Origin of the sequence: Xenorhabdus griffiniae, from assembly GCF_001028135.1 — a bacterium.
Lineage (GTDB): Bacteria > Pseudomonadota > Gammaproteobacteria > Enterobacterales > Enterobacteriaceae > Xenorhabdus > Xenorhabdus bakwenae.
This window is the reverse complement of the sequence record NZ_LDNM01000004.1, coordinates 49,337-72,328: the sequence shown is the minus strand read 5'-3', so window position 1 is coordinate 72,328 and position 22,992 is coordinate 49,337. Positions and strand designations below refer to the sequence as shown.

General features: G+C 49.2%; 22 protein-coding genes and 1 pseudogene. 22 read left to right on the top strand and 1 reads right to left on the bottom strand.

Annotated features, from left to right (window positions below; all coding sequences use genetic code 11):
* Window positions 1–217: 217 nt before the first annotated feature.
* From glpD to AAY47_RS01035, 9 genes are all read left to right on the top strand, one after another.
* Window positions 218–1,711, top strand: a complete 1,494-nt coding sequence (glpD, locus tag AAY47_RS01075; RefSeq protein ID WP_047766396.1) for a glycerol-3-phosphate dehydrogenase — start codon at window positions 218–220, stop codon at window positions 1,709–1,711.
* A 240-nt stretch (window positions 1,712–1,951) separates the two neighbouring features.
* Window positions 1,952–2,176: a hypothetical protein gene (locus tag AAY47_RS01070; RefSeq protein ID WP_053014179.1), complete on the top strand. Its 225-nt coding sequence runs from the start codon at window positions 1,952–1,954 to the stop codon at window positions 2,174–2,176.
* A gap of 408 nt (window positions 2,177–2,584) precedes the next feature.
* The gene (gene yhfZ / locus AAY47_RS01065; protein WP_047766395.1) at window positions 2,585–3,493 is read left to right on the top strand and encodes a GntR family transcriptional regulator YhfZ; all 909 of its coding nucleotides are present in this window, start codon (window positions 2,585–2,587) and stop codon (window positions 3,491–3,493) included.
* A 54-nt stretch (window positions 3,494–3,547) separates the two neighbouring features.
* Window positions 3,548–3,910 carry a hypothetical protein gene (locus AAY47_RS01060; RefSeq protein ID WP_047766394.1) on the top strand — a complete coding sequence of 121 codons (363 nt, stop codon included), beginning with the start codon at window positions 3,548–3,550 and terminating at the stop codon, window positions 3,908–3,910.
* A 101-nt stretch (window positions 3,911–4,011) separates the two neighbouring features.
* On the top strand, window positions 4,012–5,202 hold the full coding sequence (locus AAY47_RS01055; RefSeq protein ID WP_047766393.1) for a YhfX family PLP-dependent enzyme: 1,191 nt from the start codon (window positions 4,012–4,014) through the stop codon (window positions 5,200–5,202).
* 89 nt (window positions 5,203–5,291) lie between these two features.
* A complete protein-coding gene (locus AAY47_RS01050; protein WP_083446756.1) occupies window positions 5,292–6,200 on the top strand; it encodes a phosphotriesterase-related protein in 909 nt (302 codons plus the stop codon).
* An 86-nt stretch (window positions 6,201–6,286) separates the two neighbouring features.
* On the top strand, window positions 6,287–6,649 hold the full coding sequence (locus AAY47_RS01045) for a DUF2620 domain-containing protein (protein ID WP_047766391.1): 363 nt from the start codon (window positions 6,287–6,289) through the stop codon (window positions 6,647–6,649).
* A gap of 10 nt (window positions 6,650–6,659) precedes the next feature.
* Window positions 6,660–8,009, top strand: coding sequence for a YhfT family protein (locus AAY47_RS01040; protein ID WP_047766390.1), 1,350 nt, complete (start codon window positions 6,660–6,662; stop codon window positions 8,007–8,009).
* Between the two features lie 34 nt (window positions 8,010–8,043).
* Entirely contained in the window at window positions 8,044–9,129 is a 1,086-nt protein-coding gene (locus AAY47_RS01035) for an aminotransferase class V-fold PLP-dependent enzyme (RefSeq protein WP_047766449.1), read from the top strand.
* Between the two features lie 81 nt (window positions 9,130–9,210).
* Here the strand turns inward: AAY47_RS01035 and paaZ are convergent, their stop codons facing one another.
* Entirely contained in the window at window positions 9,211–11,277 is a 2,067-nt protein-coding gene (paaZ, locus tag AAY47_RS01030; RefSeq protein ID WP_047766448.1) for a phenylacetic acid degradation bifunctional protein PaaZ, read from the bottom strand.
* A gap of 328 nt (window positions 11,278–11,605) precedes the next feature.
* On the opposite strand from paaZ, the gene paaA reads away from it, so the two are divergent.
* From paaA to AAY47_RS20245, 13 genes and pseudogenes are all read left to right on the top strand, one after another.
* The gene (paaA, locus tag AAY47_RS01025; RefSeq protein WP_047766389.1) at window positions 11,606–12,547 is read left to right on the top strand and encodes a 1,2-phenylacetyl-CoA epoxidase subunit PaaA; all 942 of its coding nucleotides are present in this window, start codon (window positions 11,606–11,608) and stop codon (window positions 12,545–12,547) included.
* 40 nt (window positions 12,548–12,587) lie between these two features.
* Entirely contained in the window at window positions 12,588–12,875 is a 288-nt protein-coding gene (gene paaB / locus AAY47_RS01020; RefSeq protein ID WP_047766388.1) for a 1,2-phenylacetyl-CoA epoxidase subunit PaaB, read from the top strand.
* 11 nt (window positions 12,876–12,886) lie between these two features.
* Window positions 12,887–13,678: a 1,2-phenylacetyl-CoA epoxidase subunit PaaC gene (paaC, locus tag AAY47_RS01015; protein ID WP_047766387.1), complete on the top strand. Its 792-nt coding sequence runs from the start codon at window positions 12,887–12,889 to the stop codon at window positions 13,676–13,678.
* Window positions 13,679–13,705: 27 nt separating this feature from the next.
* On the top strand, window positions 13,706–14,224 hold the full coding sequence (paaD, locus tag AAY47_RS01010; RefSeq protein WP_047766386.1) for a 1,2-phenylacetyl-CoA epoxidase subunit PaaD: 519 nt from the start codon (window positions 13,706–13,708) through the stop codon (window positions 14,222–14,224).
* A gap of 42 nt (window positions 14,225–14,266) precedes the next feature.
* Window positions 14,267–15,355: a 1,2-phenylacetyl-CoA epoxidase subunit PaaE gene (paaE, locus tag AAY47_RS01005; protein WP_047766385.1), complete on the top strand. Its 1,089-nt coding sequence runs from the start codon at window positions 14,267–14,269 to the stop codon at window positions 15,353–15,355.
* Window positions 15,356–15,364: 9 nt separating this feature from the next.
* Window positions 15,365–16,138 (top strand): 2,3-dehydroadipyl-CoA hydratase PaaF, encoded by a 774-nt coding sequence (gene paaF / locus AAY47_RS01000; protein ID WP_047766384.1) that lies wholly within the window; start codon window positions 15,365–15,367, stop codon window positions 16,136–16,138.
* 3 nt (window positions 16,139–16,141) lie between these two features.
* Window positions 16,142–16,939 carry a 2-(1,2-epoxy-1,2-dihydrophenyl)acetyl-CoA isomerase PaaG gene (paaG, locus tag AAY47_RS00995; protein ID WP_047766383.1) on the top strand — a complete coding sequence of 266 codons (798 nt, stop codon included), beginning with the start codon at window positions 16,142–16,144 and terminating at the stop codon, window positions 16,937–16,939.
* Between the two features lie 2 nt (window positions 16,940–16,941).
* Entirely contained in the window at window positions 16,942–18,555 is a 1,614-nt protein-coding gene (locus tag AAY47_RS00990; protein WP_047766382.1) for a 3-hydroxyacyl-CoA dehydrogenase, read from the top strand.
* A complete protein-coding gene (gene paaI / locus AAY47_RS00985; RefSeq protein ID WP_047766381.1) occupies window positions 18,539–19,009 on the top strand; it encodes a hydroxyphenylacetyl-CoA thioesterase PaaI in 471 nt (156 codons plus the stop codon). Before AAY47_RS00990 ends, paaI begins: the two co-directional genes overlap by 17 nt.
* A 2-nt stretch (window positions 19,010–19,011) precedes the next feature.
* Entirely contained in the window at window positions 19,012–20,226 is a 1,215-nt protein-coding gene (pcaF, locus tag AAY47_RS00980) for a 3-oxoadipyl-CoA thiolase (RefSeq protein WP_047766380.1), read from the top strand.
* A 118-nt stretch (window positions 20,227–20,344) separates the two neighbouring features.
* The gene (gene paaK, locus AAY47_RS00975) at window positions 20,345–21,664 is read left to right on the top strand and encodes a phenylacetate--CoA ligase PaaK (RefSeq protein ID WP_047766379.1); all 1,320 of its coding nucleotides are present in this window, start codon (window positions 20,345–20,347) and stop codon (window positions 21,662–21,664) included.
* Window positions 21,665–21,809: 145 nt separating this feature from the next.
* Window positions 21,810–22,736 carry a phenylacetic acid degradation operon negative regulatory protein PaaX gene (gene paaX, locus AAY47_RS00970; protein WP_047766378.1) on the top strand — a complete coding sequence of 309 codons (927 nt, stop codon included), beginning with the start codon at window positions 21,810–21,812 and terminating at the stop codon, window positions 22,734–22,736.
* An 11-nt stretch (window positions 22,737–22,747) separates the two neighbouring features.
* Window positions 22,748–22,969: pseudogene (locus AAY47_RS20245) on the top strand (type B chloramphenicol O-acetyltransferase); the annotation flags it as partial.
* Window positions 22,970–22,992 lie beyond the last annotated feature (23 nt).

Here is a 22,992-nt window from a genome sequence, read left to right as displayed (position 1 = left end):
AGAGATTCTGGTGGGGTTAGCTCCCACCAATATCCCCCTCAAATTTGTATCCCACAGAATCCTTATTAATCTTATGTATATGATGAGATTTTGCTACCCATATCACGTGAATGTGTTTTTTCTGAGTTAAAGGTTGGCGATTGATGAATTTTTAATTACAATCCTTGAGCGAAAACGAACATTAAAGAACTGTTTCGAACATTTCATAGGGGATGCAATGGAAACCAAAGACTTGATTGTAATAGGCGGCGGAATTAACGGCGCTGGTATTGCGGCAGATGCTGCTGGCCGGGGGCTTTCAGTCCTACTGTTGGAAGGTCAGGATTTGGCCAGCGCAACTTCGTCTGCCAGCTCCAAGCTGATCCACGGTGGTTTACGCTATCTGGAACATTATGAGTTTCGTTTGGTCAGTGAAGCACTGGCAGAGCGTGAAGTGCTTTTAAAACTGGCTCCCCATATTGCATTCCCGATGCGCTTTCGCCTGCCACATCAACCACACCTGCGCCCAGCGTGGATGATCCGCATTGGCCTGTTCTTGTACGATAACTTGGGCAAACGCGTTAGCTTACCAGGCAGTAGAGGGCTGAAATTTGGTGCAAACTCAGTACTGAAACCCTCGATCACCCGTGGCTTTGAATATTCCGACTGTTGGGTTGACGATGCGCGTCTGGTTGTTCTGAACGCACAGGAAGTGCAGAAACACGGCGGTGAAGTACGTATCCGTACTAAAGTAACCCGTGCATGGCGTGAAAATGGTTATTGGATGGTTGAAGCCACAGACCTCAAAACTGGCGAAACCCATACATGGCGCGCAAAAGGTTTGGTTAACGCAACAGGCCCGTGGGTGAAAAATTTCTTCGATAACGGTCTGCAACTGAAATCGCCTTATGGCATCCGTCTGATCAAAGGCAGTCATATCGTTGTGCCTCGCGTTCACGATGAACCGCAGGCTTATATTCTGCAAAATGAAGATCATCGCATCGTATTTGTTATTCCATGGAATGACGAATTTTCGATTATCGGCACGACGGATGTTGAATACAAAGGCGATCCTAAAGAAGTCAAAATTGACGATAAAGAGATCGGCTATTTGCTGAAAGTCTATAACGACCACTTTAAGAAACAACTTGGGTGCGATGATATTGTCTGGACTTACTCTGGCGTTCGTCCCCTGTGTGATGATGAATCCGATTCACCCCAAGCGATCACCCGTGATTACACGCTGGATGTGCAGGATGAGCAAGGCCAGACGCCATTGCTGTCCGTATTTGGCGGTAAGCTGACAACTTATCGTAAACTGGCTGAACACGCTATGGAAAAACTGGTGCAGTACTACCCTAACGCAGGTAAGGCCTGGACCAAAAATGGCAAGTTACCGGGTGGTGAGCTGGAAGGCTGTGATCGTGATGGTTATGCGCGCCTGCTACGCCAGCGTCATAACTGGCTGCCTGAAGGTGTGGCACTGCGTTATGCCCGTACTTACGGCAGCAACAGCCAATTCATCCTGCAAGGCGCAGAAACGCTGGCCGATCTCGGCGAATGCTTCGGTCACGGTTTATATGAGGCAGAACTGCGTTATTTGGTTAAACACGAATGGGTAACGCAGTTAGATGATGCTATCTGGCGCCGTACCAAACTGGGCATGTGGCTCACTGAGGAACAAAAACAGCGTGTAGCTGATTGGCTGGCACAAAACGCCAAAGCCGCTTAATTGCGAGATTGATTTTTAAAATGGCGATAGAAATTATCGCCATTTTTTATTCGATTTTATTCCTGTCATATACGTTTTTTCCCGCTCATCAATGTCCACAAACGAACGTTAACTTTCGAAATCAATCATCCCTGTTTTTTATCGCAATTCCCTTATTTTTTTATTTCATTCAGCTGGTTATTTTATGATCACACCTTTATCGCCGTGATAGTATGTCAGAAATTAAATTGGGCGATATCCATGTTAACGATCCGGAATGCAACGATAAAAGACGCTGCACGACTATTCTGGCTACTGGAAACAAGCTGTCGTTTTCACTTTTCTTATTTATGGCATGACCAAAATGAACTGGAAGAATATATTGCGGGAGAATGTTCCATAGAGAAAATATTGACTTCATTACAATCTCCCGACCATAAATGGTTTATTGCTGAATCCCAGCATACTATTGGATCACATATTTAATTTATCAAAAAAGCCTTATTGCTCGATCCATGCAAAATATATTAGGCATAAAATCAGATACATCCATAAGATATTTTATTGATTCATGCAAGAATGGCGTGCAGAATATAGCCTAATTATTCTGTAGCGTGATCAATAGCATGGCAAAAATCACCATCTATACAGAAAAATACAGTGAGTAAGCATCAATAATACTCCCGCCTTCCCTATATTCTCCCATAATGGAGATTTTTATATCTTCAATACAAAATTAGAATATATATTCAAAATATTGATAATATTACACTTTATCATTTTTTAAATTTTCATTTTTTTTGTAATTGTGATATTAATCCCCTTTCTTTAATTCGCTTATTGCGATTTATGTTCAATTTTATGAATATAAACAGGAATGGACAACAACTTGTAATGATGAGTCAAACATTCATTAAGAAAGAGGGGATCGCACAGTCATTTCTGGCTCGTTATCTCCTCTCTGAACAATGTGGTAACCGCCTGAAAACCATAGAGTTATTGGCTAAAGAATGTGCATTGTCCGTGGGTTTGATGCAAGCAGCATTAAAATCTCTTGAACAAGCACAGGTGGTTGGAATTAAGCGTCGAGGTCGTAGTGGTAGCTTTCTTGTACAGATAAACCACAGATTACTGTTGCAGTATGCCGATATTGGCAATGTGGTTTGTGCGATGCCGCTCCCGTATACCCGTGCTTATGAAGGGCTGGCAAGTGGTTTAAAAGCGTTGTGTGCAAGTGTTCCTTTTTACTTTGCACACATGCGTGGCTCAGACATCCGCATTGAATGTTTACTGAACGGTGTTTACGATTTAGCGGTAACATCAAGGCTTGCCGCAGAGCAGCACCCAGAAAATAAAGATTTATATATTGCGCTTTCACTAGGGACACAAAGTTACACAGACGGGCATAGGTTAATCTTTCGCAATGGCGAAATGGAATCAATTCGTCGCGTTGGGTTAGATAGCACCTCAGCAGACCAAAAAATAATGACAAAGCAATACTTTGCTGACAGAGAGATCGAATTGGTCGAGGTTTCCTATCATGAATGCCTAAATCAAATCATAAAAGGCCACATTGATGCGGCCATCTGGAATGTTGGGCAAGGCCATGAACTCATAGCACAAGGCCTGATGACCCAACTCCCTGACAACAGTGCGTGTTTTATCAAGGCTTCTGAAGCCGTTATCCTTACCCGCAAGGATAATATCCCGATCCAGCAACTCCTGCATACTATGGTGGATCGGGATCTATTGCTGTCCCATCAACAAAATGTAGTAACAGGCATCATCGAACCGGTTTATTGAAACTCGATTAACCAAAATAAACTGCTGATTAACACCTACGTATAACAAAAAGCAATGATAGAACAACGGTTAACTATCCTGCTACAAGGTAATGTTATCGATCAAGATATCTACGAAAACATGCTGGAAGTTGTGCATGTTCTGGAAGATACGTGGCTCATCCCTATCCGTCATCCACAAGGCGAAATGGCACTCACCCATATGGCAAGTGCTTTCATGCGTTCACGCCGTGGTGAAATCATTGCTCCGTTGGATAAAGAAATATTAGCAACACTCAAGCAATCTGAATACTACGAGCAATTACTCACCATTCATCACTCCCTGATTGAAAAATTTACCGTCGCCTTACATCCCAACGAGGAAGGCTATCTGTTGGCAAATTTATATGGTTTAATATTTTCATTCGAAAGAGGTTAGCTTTTGATTCTCATAAAAATATTCAAAAAAATGAAAATTTATCTGTAAAAATGTTGATTTCACACAGCCTGGCTGCTTTGCAGCTATAAAAAGGGAGTCCTATGTTTATTGAGGCATTAAAAAAACAGAACCCCGAATTGATTGAAGTTGCAAAAAACCTTTGGCAACAAGGTGTAATCTTGCCAGATACCTACATCATCGACGTCGATCAGGTTTTGGACAATGGTCGGCGTTTGCTGCAAACCGCAGAGCGGTATGACATTGAACTCTATTTGATGACCAAACAAATTGGACGTAATCCATGGCTGACCAAGAAATTGATTGAACTCGGTTATCGCGGTGTCGTGGCTGTCGATTTCAGGGAAGCGTATAGCCTAAGCCAACATGGTATTCCACTGTGCCACATCGGCCATTTAGTGCAGACCCCAACCCATTTAATAGAAACCATGCTCAAGCATAGTCCGAGTATCATTACCGTATTTTCCCTTGAAAAAGCCCAGGCTATTTCAGATATTGCGGAGAAATTGGGGCGAATTCAGCCCATCATGCTGAAAATATTTGATAAACGAGATATCGCCTTTCCCGGCCAAGAAGCCGGGATCGCCTTTGATGAGTTAGATACCGTCGTGGATGCCTTAAAGCACATGCCAGGCATCAAATTGAGCGGACTAACGCATTTTCCTTGCCTGGCATGGGATCCCCGCTATCAGATAACCTTACCTACCACCAATTTGCTCACCCTCATTCGTGCACGAAACCGACTGGAACAACTCGGCATCAAACTTGCGCAAATTAATGCTCCGGCGGCCTCAAGCTGCAACACCATACCCTTACTGGCCAAATACGGGGCTACCCACCTGGAACCGGGCCATGCCCTGACCGGAACCATTCCCGCTAACTTCTGTGGCCGAGAACCAGAACATATTGCAATGGTCTATCTCACAGAAATTTCCCATCACCACAGTGGCCATAGTTACTGCTATGGTGGCGGCTATTATAAACGCGGGCAGATGAAACATGCATTGGTTCTCCCTGAACGCACCCTCCCTCCAGGCATTACCCTGGCTAAAAAAGTACGCATACTGCGTCTGGGTGAACCCTGCATTGACTACCACCTCCCATTAGCAGGCATTCATCCTATTGGTAGCCCAGTGATAATGTGTTTTCGCCCTCAGATTTTCATAACGCGCAGCGATGTTGCCCTTGTCTCAGGTATTCAGTCTGGCTCTCCAAAACTTGAAGGTATTTATGACAGTCAAGGCAATTGGAAAAATAGTGGTTATTGTGACTAATCCCCCGACAAAGGTATTACAAATAAGATCATTCCATCGTTAAATAATATTATTTTCGCTATAACGGAATTACCGCATGATCCGGCCGTTTGGCAATAAAGGCAAATAACTTGATTGATGTTTCAGGCTACACCTATGTACATGAACACTTGCATATCGATCTCTCTGATGTGAAAGGAAATCTGGATTGTCGATTGGATCAATACGATCTGATCGTAGGAGAACTTCGTTACCTCTACATCCTTGGGGTAAGAAACATCGTGGAGATGACCAATCGTTACATGGGGCGCAACGCCGCTTTTCTGTTGGATCTGATGCGTGATACCCGTATCAATATCATTGCCTCGACGGGCTACTATAAACAATCATTCTTCCCGGCTCATTTCAGAGAGTTAAGTGTACAGGCTATCGCCGATGACATGATCGCTGAAATTGAAATTGGCATTGATGGCACCGCATTAAAAGCAGGGGTCATTGCAGAAATTGGTTCTAGTCTCAATCAAATTACGAAAGATGAGCAAAAGGTATTCACTGCTGCGGCATTGGCACACCAGGCTACAGGCTGTCCCATTTCCACCCACACGACATTAAGCACAATGGGACGTGAGCAGTTGGCGCTGCTAAAGAAGTCTGGTGTTTCTCCTGAATATGTGGCTATCGGTCATTGTGATCTGAGAGATAACCTGGACACCATTATTCCGCTGCTAGAAGCCGGAGCATGGGTACAATTCGATACAATCGGCAAGAATAATTACTACCCCGACAGCCGACGCATAACCCTGTTGCAAGAGGTTGCCAAGCGTGGGTTACTTGATCGGGTCATGCTTTCCCAAGATATCACGCGTCGATCTCATTTGAAAAGCAATGGGGGCAATGGCTTCGATTACTTGCTAACCGTATTCGTTCCCATGTTACTGGAAGCGGGTTTTTGCCAAAAACAGATAGACCAAATGCTGCGTGATAACCCTGCACAATTTTTCCAAGGTAAGATTAAATAAAGCTATAAAACAGAATATTAATTCTAAAAACCTGGCTTTTTCAAAAAGCAATCCGATATGAAGATACAAAAGAGAGGGATAACAACATGAAATTTGTCGTTGGTGGACAAATAGAGAAACAGGCAATAGCCGAAGGTATTCGTCAATTAGCAGGCAATAAAGCCACCGCCATTACCATCATGAATGATATTGACGCGGCGATGGCAATTAAAAATGGCGAAGCGGATTACTATTTTGGCGCGTGCAATACGGGTGGAGGAGGTGCGCTGGCAATGGCAATTGCTCTTATTGGACTAAACCAATGTGCCACCATCGGAATGCCGGGAAAAATCCTGTCTAATGACGAGATCATCGCCCATGTGAAAGCAGGCAAGAAAGCATTTGGTTTTACCGGCCAGGATATTGATATCGTCCTTCCTGTGATCATCAATACCATCATCTCACTGTAAGGAGGCAATCATGCAACATTTCCATGATTTCCTGCTGAGATTGATGGAAGTCGACCCTTTTAAAGCCGGATTATTGGCAACCATTGGTGCCATTGCCGCGATGATGGCAAACCGGGGTATCGCCGTATTCCACGATGGCCTGCGGCCACTTTTGCCGGAATACCTTGAAGGTCGCATGAGCCGCAAAACGCTTGCCGCAACCAGTTTCGCCCTGAGCATCGGTTTGGTTGTCGGTTTCGGCATTCCCTTTTCACTCACTGCCCCCATTGTTTTGGTTCACAGCCTGTTACTCGGTACAGACATGATCGGGATTTGGTGTGCCAACAGCCGGAGAGGTTTTATCACCTCAGGCATCATTGGTGCCTTATATGCCATCGCGTTGCTGGCTGGTCTGCGTTCGGTGGTGGAACTGTTTGCCATGCTGCCCGTCAATTTCACCGATGACCTCAAAAAAGTGGGCGATCCGATTGTGGCCTGTTTTGCCCTGTTTCCTGCGATGGTCGTCGGTTATCAATATGGCTATCGCAAAGGGCTTTTAGTCATGTTCACCGCACTGATCGGCTATCTGGCAACCAAGGCCATTGGCCCATTGAGCTTTGGGGGGATGATCGAAAAACCCGTCAGCATTGACCCTAACGGTGCTGCACTATTGCTGTCGATGATTGCCATGTTCTACTTTGCAATGCGTGAGCGCCCAACGCAGACAGCGGAGCAAAAAGGCACCAACGAGGTCTTAGTCGGCCTGTTTTCAACCCGCATAGCGCGTATCCAAAAAAACAAATGGCTGTTAATCCTGTGCGGTGGCCTGACCGCCAGTGCAGCCACTATGTCTTTTAGCCTGCTGGCGGAAGGGCCTGTTTCCCTGCAACTCATGGCACAAGGTGAGCAGACCAATGCACTACTGGTAGCACTGGCACGTGCCATTAGCTTTATTCCGTTAGTGGGCACGACAGCTATCGCCACCGGCGTTTATAGCCCAAATGGCATGAAATTTGTGTTTGTGGCAGGGTTAGCCACTAACAACCCGTGGATTGCCTTTATCGCAGGCGGTATCACCATGTTTATTGAAATCCAGCTACTGGCAAAAATCGCTATCTGGTTGGATAAATACCCTGGCGTGAAAGCGTGCAGCGGACATATTCGTACCGCAATCACCAAAATGCTCGAAGTTGCCTTGCTGGTGGGTGCCATGATTGCTTCCAACGCCATTCTGCCGGGTATGGGCTTTATGATCGTGGCGGGTATCTACCTGCTTAACCGTACATCCAAACGTCCTTTAGTGGAAATGGCTATCGGCCCAATCGCAACAATCATGGTGGGTATTCTGGCAAACGTGCTCTTTCTGCTGGGAATAAAATAAGAAAATGCAAACCGATCCATTGAAAACTGATCCATTGAAAACCGCGCCATTGCAAAGCATGACGATGGCGCAAGCGCAACAGCAACAATTCAGGCTGGTTGATATTATCTGTCGCCACTTTCCTGGTGCTGATTTTCTTTCGCAAGGCGATCTGGGCTTAGTCCCAGATCTTCACCAACCACGGATGACCCGACGCATTGAAACGGTGATTGCGGCGTTTTTTGGTGCTGAAACCGCCGCTTTTGTCAATGGAGCAGGAACAGGCGCATTACGCGCTGGGCTGGCCGCTTTGGTCAGCCCGAATTCAACGTTACTTGTGCATAATGCACCGATTTATCCCACAACCCGGGCATCAATTGAACAAATGGGGCTTCGTGTCGTTCAGGCAGATTTCAACCACACAAAGCAAATTGTGGCCGCCATTGAGCAATACCAACCCGCAGCCAGTCTTGTCCAACATACACGCCAGAAAATGTCTGACCGTTATTCCCTGCAAGAGGTTATCCGCACCCTGAATCAATATGACATTCCTTCATTGGTCGATGATAACTACGCGGCGATGAAAGTGGCACATATCGGTTGTCAATATGGCGCAACCCTTTCCACATTCTCTTGCTTCAAATTATTGGGACCACAAGGCGTTGGGTTAATTGTAGGAAAACAGGCAATTATTGATAATCTACGCCACAGCATGTACTCCGGTGGCTGCCAGATACAAGGTTATCAGGCTATGGAGGCGTTGCGCGGTATGGTATTCGCGCCAGTGATGCACGCAGTGCAAGCAGAAGTGAATAACGAACTGGTGACCCGTCTGAACCAAGGGGAGTTACCACAGGTAAAACACGCCTTTCTCGCCAATGCACAATCAAAAGTATTATTAGTGGAATTTCACGATCCCATTGCAGAAAGCGTACTCGCCACAGCCCATACACTCGGTGCACTCCCTTATCCGGTAGGTGCAGAGTCAAAGTTTGAAATTCCGCCCCTGTTTTACCGTATTTCCGGCACCTTCCGTCAGGCAGATCCCACTCTGGAACAGCGCATGATCCGCATCAATCCCAACCGTAGCGGCGCAGATACCGTTATGCGCATTTTACGGGAAAGCTGTCAGTTGAAATAAACGGCCTGAGAATTACCGCTGCCCTTGCCTTTGGCAAATACCCTCAGGCTCTTCTGTTCCCTTGACTCAACAACGCGCCTCCTAAGCCGCAAAATCCCCTTGCTGCCGTTCCACTAAAGTCAGAATGCTATAAAGCGCCACCGGCTGTTGCTCCTGATTCAGCACCTGAACATCCCACACCACCACCCCATGTGGTTTATCTTCTGGCGTCTTCTGGACTTTTTTAATCTTCTTCTTGCAGGTCAAACGAACCTGAATGGTATCGCCAATCTTGACCGGCTCAATGAAGCGCAGGTTTTCCATACCGTAGTTGGCAAGTACCGGCCCTACCGCACCATCAACGAACAAGCCCGCCGCCGCCGATACGATAAAATAACCATGTGCCACACGCTCGCCAAACAAGGATTCAGCCGCGCCAATTTTATCCACGTGGGCGTAAAAATGATCGCCACTCAGACAAGCGAAATTCACGATATCCGCTTCCGTCACCGTCCGGCGAGCCGTCAGCAAACTTTCACCCATTTCAATTTGTTCAAAGTACTTGCGGAATGGATGAATCGGCCCTTCTTTCACTTTCGCGCCACGAACCCACTCACGGCCAATCGCGGCCAGCATACTGGGGCTGCTTTGGATCGCTGTACGCTGCATATAATGTTTCACAGCACGCAAGCCACCCAACTCTTCTCCGCCACCGGCACGCCCTGGGCCACCATGTACCAGCATGGGCAGCGGGGAGCCGTGTCCCGTGGACTCCGCAGACGCCGCTTCATCCAGCACCAGCATCCGACCATGCGCACAGGCTGTCGCCCGGATCACCTGTACGGCAATCTGTTCATCTGCCGTCACCAGTGAGCCAGCCAGACTCCCCTGTCCCATCATCGCCAATGCAATCGCCTGCCCGGTATCCTGATACGCCATTAACGTGGCCACCGGCCCAAAGGCTTCGGTGCCGTGTACCACCTGATTGGTCATTGGATCTGCACAGTAGAGCAATGTCGGCGGGTAGAAGGCACCATGACGGTTGTTATTGCCTGCCAGCACCCATTTATCCAGTGAACCACCACATAAAACCTCGCAACCACTATTGCGCAATTCGTTGACCTTCGCCTGCACCTCATCACGCTGTTCCCGATTAATCAACGCCCCCATGCGCACTTCCGGCAAAGCAGGATCACCAACTACCACGCCAGATAGCCGTTTAAGTAGTGCTTGTTTGACCGCTTCCATTTGGCTGGCGGGCACAATAACACGCCGGATAGCCGTACATTTCTGGCCGGCTTTTACCGTCATTTCACGAACGACTTCCTTGATGAAAACGCCAAATTCTGGCATGTCAGGTGTCACATCCGCGCCTAAAATGCAGCAGTTAAGCGAATCCGCTTCCATCGTAAAAGGAATAGATTTTTCTATCAGCCGAGGATGGACCCGCAACTTTTGCCCCGTTTTAGCCGAACCGGTAAACGTCACCGCATCCTGATAATCGAGATGATCAAACAGATCACCAATGCCACCGCAGATCAATTGCAACGCCCCTTCCGGCACCAGACCGCTATCGATGATCATGCTCACCATCGCCTGTGTCAGTTGGGCGGATGCCGTGGCAGGCTTGATAATCGCTGGCATGCCTGCCATCCACGTCGGTGCCAGTTTTTCCAGCATCCCCCAACACGGAAAGTTAAACGCATTGATATGCAGTGCAACACCGGGACGGGAAGTCAGCACATGGCGTGCCACAAACTGGGACTGTTTAGACAGCGGGATCATCTCATCTTCCGGCCACAGGGTATCATCCGGCAATTCACGCCCGGCTAACCCGGCATAGGAGAACAGAGTAGCTACGCCCCCCTCAATATCCACCCAGCTATCCGCACGGGTTGCGCCTGTTTCTGTGGAAATGGCATACAGGGCTTCTTTGTTGGCGAGCAGGTGTTTTGCAACTGCTTTCATCATCTGCGCCCGTTGCTGGAACGTCATCGCAGCCAGCACCTTTCCGCCTTTTTCACGGGCGTAGCCTAAACTTTCTGCCAAGGACAAACCTTCTGAAGAGACCTGATACAAAGCTTCGCCGCTGACTGCATGATAAATAGTTCTGGGATCACCGTGCCCATAAACCCAGGCACCACAAATGTAACTCGTTAACTGTTGCATTTTTTTCTCCACCGATTTAACCCATGAAACAATCATTAAGTAATGAAAGGCCATTTATGTATCACATATATGATTGACAAAACCACCCATAAAATTAACAAAAAACAAACATTTTCACCTGATCACTTGTTAATATTTATCCCATCGCTAAATAAAAATAACTAATCAATTGTTTTATAACGAATAAAAATTAATATTGTGATATGGACAACAAATACACAATTTTTGTGTTTGCTATTTTTGTTATCAGTTTGTAGATTTGCAGTTATGTAAAGTGATTCATTTTTATATATTATCTCATAAAATAAGAATCATAATGGAGTCGCACATGACAACAGATCCGCGTCAGGCGAGCTTTGAGGCAAAAATAGCGGCCGATCTCTCGATCGAGGCTAAAGATTGGATGCCCGAAGCCTATCGCCAAACCCTGATACGCCAAATCGGCCAACACGCACACTCGGAAGTCGTCGGCATGTTACCGGAAGCCAATTGGATCACCCGTGCCCCGACCCTGCGCCGCAAGACCATATTGCTGGCGAAAGTCCAGGATGAAGCCGGGCACGGGCTGTATCTCTACAGCGCCACTGAAACATTGGGCTGTTCCCGTCAGGATATTTACCAAAAGTTGTTGGATGGCAAGATGAAATATTCTTCAATCTTTAACTATCCCACCCTCAGTTGGGCTGATGTTGGTGTGATTGGCTGGCTGGTGGATGGTGCGGCAATTGTCAATCAGGTTGCCTTGTGCCGTGCCTCTTACGGTCCCTACGCCCGTGCGATGGTAAAAATCTGCAAGGAGGAAAGTTTCCACCAGCGGCAGGGCTATGAAGCGGTAACCGTGCTGGCGAATGGCAGCGAAGCCCAACGCGCCATGTTACAAGATTCTATCAACCGCTTCTGGTGGCCGACATTGATGATGTTTGGTCCCAATGACAGTGATTCCCCCAACAGCGCCCAGAGCATGGCATGGAAAATCAAGCGATTCAGTAATGATGAACTGCGGCAAAAATTCATCGACAACACCGTACCCCAGTTGGAAGCCCTGGGTATGACAGCGCCCGATCCTGAGCTGGCTTGGGATGAAACAACAGGCCATTACCGTTTTGGTGCAATCAATTGGGATGAATTTTATCAGGTGCTGAAAGGACAAGGGCTATGCAACCACGAACGGCTGGCAGCCAAACGCCGGGCCTGGAAAAACGGAAGTTGGGTACGGGAAGCGGCAGCGGTTCACGCCGGGAAAATAGCCGCCAAAAATCGTGTCGCTTAGTATCTCGCGTTACTGAACCACCTTGAAGGGAGTAAATCTGATGAACGATACCGATTGGCCACTGTATGAAGTCTTTGTTCGCAGTAAACAGGGATTGGCGCACCGTCACGCCGGCAGCCTCCACGCGGCAGATGATCAAATGGCACTGGAAAACGCACGCGATGCCTACACCCGGCGCAACGAAGGCTGCTCCATCTGGGTAGTGAAATCCATCTATCTGGTCGCGTCACAACCGGAAGATCGTGGTGCTTTTTTCGAGCCATCGGAGGACAAAATTTACCGTCATCCCACGTTCTACGCCATTCCTGATGGCATCAAAAATATGTAGGGGACGAGAATATGCATACACATAGCGTTTCATCTCCCCGCCATTCCCTGTTAAACCACGCCCTGTTCAACTATGTCCTTCGTCAGGGAGATACCCCACTGATTCTGGCACAGCGCTTGTGCGCATGGTGTGGACATGCACCCGAACTGGAAATTGACCTTGCCCTGTCCAACATCGGACTCGACCTGTTGGGCCAGGCACGCCATTGCCTCAGTTATGCCGCCACCCTTGCAGGAACAGGGCTGGATGAAGATCATCTGGCATTTTCGCGTCATGAGCGCGAATTCTGCAATCTGTTGCTGGCAGAACAACCCAATGGTGGCTTTAATGACACCTTGGTACGCCAATTTTTTATTGATGCCTATCATGTTTTGCTGCATCAGGCGCTGGAGCAAAGTCGTGATCCCCAATTGGCAGCAATCAGTGCCAAATCGTTGAAGGAAGTGGAATATCACCTGCGCTTTAGCCGAGGCTGGATGATCAGATTAGGCGATGGAACAGCACTGAGCCACGAAAAAATCCAGCAGTCTATAAATCAACTGTGGCGCTTTACCGGCGAACTGTTCTATTGCGACGAAATCGAACAGCAACTGGCAGAAGAAGGCATTGCCATTGATCCCCGCACCCTGCATGAACCGTGGTTGCACATCATCAACGAAACGCTCACCGAAGCCACGCTAGCAATGCCACAAGAGGTGCCTTATCGACATGGCGGAAAACAAGGGCTGCATACAGAGCATTTGGGATACATGTTGGCAGAAATGCAATACCTGCAACGCACCTACCCCAACTGCAACTGGTGACAATACGGATTGGTATAGGAGAAGATCATGGAACAGCAATGTAACCCTCGCTTCCATGCAGAGATACAACCGCCGGAAATTCATCAAATCTGGCAATGCCTGCACCAAATTGCCGATCCAGAACTGCCCGCGCTCTCCATTACTGATCTTGGCATGATACGGGCTGTCACCCCGTTACAAAACGGCTGGCGGGTGACATTTACCCCAACCTATTCCGGCTGTCCTGCAACGGAGTACCTGATCGGAATCATTCAGGAAATGCTGGCCCAAGCAGGCTTTGCGCCGGTGGATATCGAAGTAAGCCTGCACCCTGCGTGGACGACCGACTGGATAAATGCAGATGCCAAACAACGCTTGCGAGCAGCCGGTATTGCCCCTCCGCAGGGATTGGCTTGCGAAAAAACAGCGGATATGGTCCCCATTACCTGCCCGTACTGTGGCAGTCATAAAACAGAAACAATCAGCGAATTCGGTTCCACGGCCTGCAAAGCCCTCTATCGCTGTCGGGATTGTCTGGAACCCTTTGATTATTTCAAATGCATTTAACGAGGTGCACTTAACGAGGACGCACTTAACGAGGAACGTAAGATGTCCACTTTGCATCAAACACGCTCACATGGCTTTCATCGCTTAAGCATTGCTGCCATCGAACGGGAAACGCCGGATGCAGTGGTCGTCACCCTGCATATTCCCGCTGAACTGAAAAAACAGTTCTGCTATCACCCTGGCCAACACCTGACACTCAAGGCAAAAGTGAATCACGAAGAACTACGCCGCTGCTACTCTATCTGTAGCTCACCGTTGGATGATGTATTACAAATTGGTGTCAAAGCCATTCACCAGGGCCGTTTTTCGACCTTCATCAACCAACAATTAAAAGTCGGGGATGAGCTGGAAGTCATGCAGCCACAGGGCAATTTTGGCCATCACCCCAATACAGACCAGCTGGGGCATTATCTGGCTATTGCCGCAGGGTCGGGTATCACGCCCATTTTATCGATCATCAAAAGTACGCTGGCATTAGAGCCTAATAGCACTTTTACACTTATTTATGGCAATCGCACCAGTCGCTCTGCCATGTTCAAAGAAGCGCTGGCCGATCTCAAAAATGGCTACCTGAGCCGTTTTCAGGTGCTGTACTTATTCAGTCAGGAAACCACTGATAGCCCATTGTTTAACGGACGTATTGATACTGAGCACCTAAACCACATCGGCAAAACCCTGCTCAATTTTACCCAATTTGACCATGCTTTTCTCTGTGGGCCGGAAGCCATGTTGGATGAGGCCCACTCTGCGCTGGAGCAGGCGGGGATACCGGTTGAACGCATCCATAGTGAACGTTTCAATACCGGACAAGCCACGGTAAATTCCCGCCCTGCCAATCTGGCAGAACGCAGTGAAGCCCGCGTTGAGATCCACCTGGATGGCCGTATCCTCAACATTGCCATGAACGCCGACGATGACAGCATCCTCGATGCCGCATTACGTCAGGGCGCAGATTTGCCCTACGCCTGCAAAGGCGGAGTATGCGCTACCTGTAAATGCCAGCTTAAAGCCGGCGAAGTAGATATGAGGGTGAACTACAGCCTTGAACCCGATCAATTGGCTGCCGGTTATATCTTGAGCTGCCAGTCATGGCCGAAAGGCGATGATGTCGTTGTCGATTTTGATGTCTGAGGAGCCACCATGAGTCAGGAATGGATTTTATGCCACCAGCAGCAAAGGGTGTGCACATTGACCCTAAACCGGCCAGAAGTGCGCAATGCCCTCAGTAATGATTGTCTGGAACAGCTCGTGCAGCAATTGGAACTTGCGGAGGCAGATAACGGTACAGGTGCCATTGTTATGACGGGAGCCGGGCGCTGTTTCGCGGCAGGTGCCGATCTGAGAGAACTACAACAACAAAACGTTGCTACAGCCATGACGGATCGCCGTCCACAGCTATGGCAACGTTTAAATAATATCAGCAAGCCCCTGATCGCGGCCGTCAATGGCTACGCACTTGGCGCTGGCTGCGAACTGGCATTGGCTTGTGATTTGGTGATTTGCGGAGAAAGCGCCCGTTTTGGCCTGCCAGAAATCACATTGGGGCTGATTCCGGGGGCGGGAGGAACACAACGGCTCATCCGCAGCGTCGGCAAAGCATTGGCTTACCAGATGGTCTTGACCGGCGAAGCTATCGATGCCCATCGCGCCTTGAGCGCGGGGCTGGTCAGCGAAGTGTGCCCTGATGCCCTGACACGAGAACGTGCAGAGCAGATCGCGCAGCGCATCAGCGAATTTTCCCCTCTGGCCTTGCGGGCGGCCAAAGCAGCCCTCAAGTCCGCCCAAGAAACCAGCCTGTCACAAGGGCTACTCGCCGAACGCCAGCATTTTGTTACGTTGGCCGGCACAACCGATCGTCAGGAAGGCATCTCCGCCTTTTTGGAAAAACGTAAACCAACATTTAAAGGGTTCTGATCGATGGAAAACATGTCAACGGTACTGACTGATATACAAGCAGGTGTCCTTAGCATTACTCTCAACCGTCCAGAATGCCTCAATAGTTTTAACGAGGAGCTGCACCAACAATTAAGTCAGGCAATGGATATTGCTGAACAGGATGAGTCCGTACGCTGTGTCCGGCTCACCGGAGCCGGACGCGGCTTCTGTGCCGGACAAGATTTAAATGATCGCAATGTCGTTATCTCTGATGGCGGTATCCCTGATCTCGGCCTATCGGTTGAACGCTACTACAACCCGCTAATCCGGCGTATGACTTCTCTGCCTAAGCCCATTATCTGCGCCGTCAACGGTGTCGCGGCGGGGGCTGGTGTCTCCCTTGCTCTGGCCTGTGACATCGTTATCGCTTCCCGTACCGCTAGCTTTATTCAGGCTTTCTGCCGTATTGGCCTGACACCTGATTCTGGCGGTAGCTACTTCCTGCCTCATAAGATTGGGCAGGCGCGGGCGATGGGGATGGCGCTGTTGGGCGACAAAATCAGCGCCGAACAAGCCCTGGATTGGGGAATGATCTGGCAAGTTGTTGAGCCAGAAGAGTTGGAAGATACAACCCAGAAACTCGCCCGACACCTTGCTACCCAACCTACCCTGGCCCTTAGCTGCATCAAGCAAGCCACCTATGCCACCGCAACCAATACGCTGGAACAACAGCTTGCTCTCGAACGAGATTTACAACGCCGGTGCGGGCATAGCGAAGATTTCCGTGAAGGCGTTAATGCATTCATTGAAAAACGCCAGCCAATGTTCAAGGGGAAATGATTATGAACACGCCTCACCTCCACGGTCCCATAGCCGTTATCGGTGCGGGAACAATGGGCATCGGCATTGCCCAGATTGCGGCGCAGGCAGGGCATTCCGTCCTGCTGTTTGACAGCAACGACGAAACAGCCAGTCAGGCGCTGGATAGTTTACGCACCCGCCTGCATCAACGTGTCGCAGCAGGCAAAGCCGAAGCCAGCGCAACAGAAACCCTGTTACAACGCATCACTCAGGCGAATTCGTTACAGGCGTTGGCACCGTGTGGGCTGGTGATTGAAGCCATTATCGAACAACTGGCAGCTAAACAGGATCTCTTCCAGCAACTGGAATCCATTTGTTCACACCAAACCCTGTTTACCAGCAATACTTCATCATTGTCGATTACCGCCATTGCCCGTGTCCTGTCTGCGCCACAGCGCATGGCAGGACTACATTTTTTCAACCCAGCCCCCCTAATGAAGCTGGTGGAAATCGTGCAGGGTCTGGAAACTTCCCCCCAAACCATGGCAACACTCAAAAACTTCGTAACTGGCTGGAAAAAACAACCGGTAATTTGCCATTCTACGCCGGGGTTTATCGTCAATCGCATCGCCCGCCCATTCTATGCTGAAACCCTGCGTGCACTGGAAGAGCAGATTGCGACTCCCGCCACATTAGATGCCGTTCTCAAAGAATCGGGCGGTTTCGCTATGGGACCATTACAACTGATGGATTTGATCGGCCATGATATTAATTACGCCGTGACTGAATCCCTGTTTCATGCTTTCCACTGTGATCCCCGTTTCCAACCTTCACTGCGACAAAAAGAGCTGGTGGATGCCAATCATCTTGGGCGTAAACGCGGTCGTGGTTTTTACGCCTATGACATAACAGGAAGCGGCGGAAAAAAAGAGACCCAGCCGCAACCCAAACTAGAACCGAAACACACCAAAGCACAAAAACAGCCAGTGCGGATCAAGGCGACAGGAAATTGGGCGGCATTGCCACACTTTGTTGCCCTGTTACAACACCCTAAGTTACAGCACTATGGAATCATCTTCGAAGAAAGCAAAAATGACCGATTCCACTCCCCGACCTTGCAGATTGATGACATTCTCTTGATTCTGACCAAAGGGAGAACCTGCGCCCAGATTGCCGATGAAGTCAGGGCACCCGTGGTGCAATTTGACCTTTCCGCCAATCACCAATCGGCTTCTGTCATGACACTCAGTGCTGCTTGCCAGAATACGCCTCAGCAAACCGCAAAGGTGATCGGTTTTCTGCAATCCCTCGGTAAGCAGGTCATTCTCCTGCCGGATTATCCCGCCCTGCTAACCATGCGTACCGTTGCCATGCTGTGCAACGAGGCACTGGATGCCATTAATAAAGGTATCGCCAACGCTGAAGATATCGATCTGGCGATGCGCTACGGTGTGAATTATCCCATCGGCCCGCTGGCATGGAGTGAACAGTTGGGTTGGAAACATATTCTCAGTACGCTGGAAAACTTGCAGAAGTTTTATGGGGAACCCCGTTACCGCCCAGCCCCCTTACTGCGCCAACTCGCGGCAGGGCATACCCAACTCCCCTACCAACAGGCTCAAAAACGCAAGAAAGGGGATGACCATGCAAAATAACGTTAACGCGGCTCGCCATCACATTGAAACTCTTTATGCCCAAGATGTCTGCGCCCAAAATATGGGAATACAGATTGAACATATCGATATCGGGTTGGCCCGACTCAGTATGAAAATCGTGCCTCACATGCTCAACGGTCATCACCGTTGTCACGGTGGTATTCTGTTCAGTCTGGCGGATACGGCTTTCGCCTATGCCTGTAACAGTGAAGGGCTGGCTGCGGTCGCTTCCAGAGGCAGCATTGATTTTATCCGGCCGGCATTAGTGGGTGATCAACTGACCGCCACCGCTTCCGTTCGGCATCAAGGTAAAAATACAGGCCTGTACGACGTGGAGATCATCAACCAGAACGGCAACGTTGTGGCTTTTTTCCGTGGTTACTCCCATCGCCTCAGCCCCCCTATTTCGGACAATACGCTGAAAAAAAACCAGCCAAACCGTCAGGGAGAGTAATCATGAACCATGCATTTATCTGTGATGGTATCCGCACACCTATCGGCCGTTATGGGGGGGCGCTATCCGGCCTGCGGGCTGATGATCTGGCTGCCCTGCCGCTACGGGCATTGATGACGCGTTATCCGGCATTGGATTGGCAACAAATCGATGATGTGATCCTCGGCTGCGCCAATCAGGCAGGAGAAGATAATCGCAACGTCGCACGTATGGCGCTATTGTTAGCGGGATTGCCAAATTCGGTTTCTGGTACAACAGTCAATCGGTTATGTGGCTCAGGCCTTGATGCGTTGGCCTTCGCCGCTCGCAGTATTAAATCCGGCGACGCCCAATTGATATTGGCGGGGGGCGTTGAATCGATGACCCGTGCCCCTTTCGTGGTGGGCAAAGCAGACAGTGCTTTCAGCCGGCAGACGGAGATCTTTGATACCACTCTGGGCTGGCGCTTTATTAACCCCCTGATGCAACAGCAATTCGGCACAGACTCCATGCCAGAAACGGCAGAAAATATTGCCGCCCAGTTTCACATTAGCCGCGATGATCAGGATGCCTTCGCCCTGCGCAGCCAGCAACGTGTCGCCAGAGCGCAACAACGTGGCGTACTGGCCGAGGAAATCATCCCTGTGACTCTGCCTCCCGCCAATAAAAAAGGCGTAGCTACGGTTATTTCACAGGATGAACATCCACGACCAGAAACGACGCTCGAACAATTACAACGGCTCAAAACCCCATTCCGTGCAGACGGCACCATCACCGCCGGTAACGCTTCCGGTGTCAATGATGGTGCGGCAGCAGTGATCATCGCCTCAGAAACAGCAGCCTTGTGCCGGGGGCTGACACCACGGGCACGCATTGTCGCAACGGCAACATGTGGTGTGGAGCCACGCATCATGGGGATCGGGCCACTGTCTGCGACTCGCAAGGTACTGGAACTCACCGGCTTAACCCTGAATCAAATGGATGTTATTGAACTGAATGAGGCTTTCGCTGCACAAGCACTGGCGGTGATACGCCAACTGGGATTACCGGATGACGCAGAACACATCAACCCAAATGGCGGGGCAATTGCACTGGGGCATCCTCTGGGGATGAGCGGTGCCCGCCTTGCGCTGACAGCTGCCCTTGAACTGGAGCGACGGGCCGGACGTTACGCCTTATGCACCATGTGTATTGGCGTCGGGCAAGGCATCGCCATGATTATTGAACGTATTGCATAGCCGCTATTTACCTGACTTAACCAACACCTGCGTATCACGACGTGCACATAACTACATGCAAGTAAATAACCATAAAAAATAACCTGTTACAAACAAATCAACAAAAGGACAGGCAACAATGAGCAACAACGTACAAAACCTGAAGAATCCGCTGGATCCTATCGAATTTGCTTCACGTGATGAGATTCAGGCATGGCAATTTAACCAGTTAAAATGGACCCTCAACCACGCCTATAACAACGTTCCCATGTACCGCCGCAAATTTGATGCAACCGGTATTCATCCGAGTGATTTCAAGCAACTTAGTGATATCGCCCAATTTCCTTACACCACCAAGCAAGATCTGCGGGAACACTATCCTTTTGGTGCTTTTGCTGTCCCAATGGAACAGATAGTTCGCATTCATGCTTCATCCGGCACAACGGGACGCCCAACGGTGGTGGGTTATACCCAACAGGACATCGATAATTGGTCAGAGCTGGTCGCCCGCAGCCTGCGATTTGCCGGGGCAAGTGCCAAAGACAAAGTTCACGTCGCCTACGGTTACGGCCTGTTCACCGGAGGATTGGGTGCGCACTATGGCGCCGAACGACTGGGAGCAACCGTCATTCCGGTATCTGGCGGTAACACCACCAGACAAGCGCAACTGATTGTGGATTTCAAGCCTGACATCATTATGATGACGCCTTCTTACTGCCTGACTTTACTGGATGAGCTGGAGCGCCAAATGGGTGGGGGTGCCAGCACATGCTCCTTACGTGTTGGTATTTTTGGCGCAGAACCGTGGACAACCACCTTACGTACTGAAATTGAAACACGCATGGGTATCAAAGCACTCGACATCTATGGCTTGTCCGAAGTGATGGGTCCAGGCGTTGCCATGGAATCACTGGAATACGCCGACGGCTCTACCATCTGGGAAGATCATTTCTACCCGGAAGTCATTGATCCTGATAACCTAAATAACCTGGCAGATGGCGAAACCGGAGAACTCCTTCTCACTACCTTAAGCAAAGAAGCCATGCCCGTGATCCGCTATCGCACCCGCGACCTGACACGCTTATTGCCCGGTACGGCGCGTAATATGCGTCGCATGGACAGGATCACCGGCCGTTCCGATGACATGCTGATTATTCGTGGCATCAACGTCTTTCCATCACAAATAGAAGAACAGATCATGTGCTTTAAGGCGCTTTCTCCCCACTATCAGTTGGAAGTCAACCGCGAAAGTAACTATGATTGCCTGACAGTCAAAGTTGAACTAAAAGAACCCGATCTGCTGAACCATGAACAACGTTGCAACCTCTGTCATCAGTTGCGCCAGCATATAAAATCAACGGTAGGACTCAGCATCGATGTCAGCATTGTCAACTGTGGTGCTATTCCACGCTCAGAAGGCAAAGCGGTACGGGTGATCGACAACCGGCCACACGAATAACCTTTTGCCACCGCAAGTTAAATGCTATGAAACGGCGGTGGCACCCTTTTTAAGGGTATTTTTCCCAACAGTATGTTGCTCCGAGGGGTTTTCTTTGAGCTTACCGATACAGTTATGACACACTTTTGAGCAGATCACAGAAACTATGGCACATAAACTTGATGATTTTATCCAACACGCTCTCAATGCACAGCCTGTCAGCGGAACATCGCTGATTATCTCCTTATATGGGGATGCCCTGAGTCACCGTGGCGGTGAAGTCTGGCTTGGCAGTTTGAGCCTCTTGCTGGAACCGATGGGGTTTAGTGACCGTTTCGTGAGAACATCCGTATTCAGGCTGCAAAAAGAGGGGTGGCTCACAGTAGAAAAACTCGGGCGACGCAGTTATTACCGCATCGCCGAACGGGGAATGCATCAATTTCGTCATGCCGAGGATAAAATCTACCTCTATGAGCAGCCAGAATGGGATGGCAAGTGGGATCTGCTGCTACTGGAAGGCACTACCAAAAACGAGCGCACCCGCCTGAAAAAAGCGCTGGGCTGGCTCGGATTCGCGCAATTTAACAGTACCCTGATGGCTGCACCAAGCCACTCCCAAAGAGACATTCCCTCTCTGTTGGGCGAACTCAACGCCAGCGATTCTGTCATCTATTTCCGGGCTGATTATCCTTACCCGCGTTCGGAACAGAGCCTGAAAGAACTTGTCTCTCTCAATTGGTCACTGGAGCAGATATCACAGCATTATCACGAATTTATTGTTTCCTTCCGTCCGTTGATGACACTGCTACGGGATTGCCATGAGGCTGACCTGACCCCAGAACGCTGTTTCCAGTTGCGTCTGCTGCTGATCCACTTTTATCGCCGCATCGTCCTGCGCGATCCACTGCTGCCGAATGCATTGCTGCCCGTACAATGGGAAGGGCAAATTGCCCGTAATTTGTGTATCAATATTTATCAGCGCCTTGGCCTGGCTGCGACACGCTACGTCAGTGAACATTGCGAAACAACCATTGGCCAATTACCTCAACCTACCGCCGCGTATTACCAACGTTTTGGCGGGTTATATAATTAAATCAATACCCTATGAAAAACTATTTCGATAGCCCCTTTAAGGGCAAAACATTAGCGGAACAGGTCACCAATCCCAATATTCAGGTTGGCCGTTTCAGTTACTATTCCGGTTACTATCACGGTCATTCATTTGACGAATGCGCCCGTTACTTATCACCTGATTTAACCCATGTCGATAAGCTCATCATCGGCAGCTTCTGTTCCATTGGTACAGGTGTCGCCTTTATGATGGCAGTGTACAAAAATGAGGAAATACT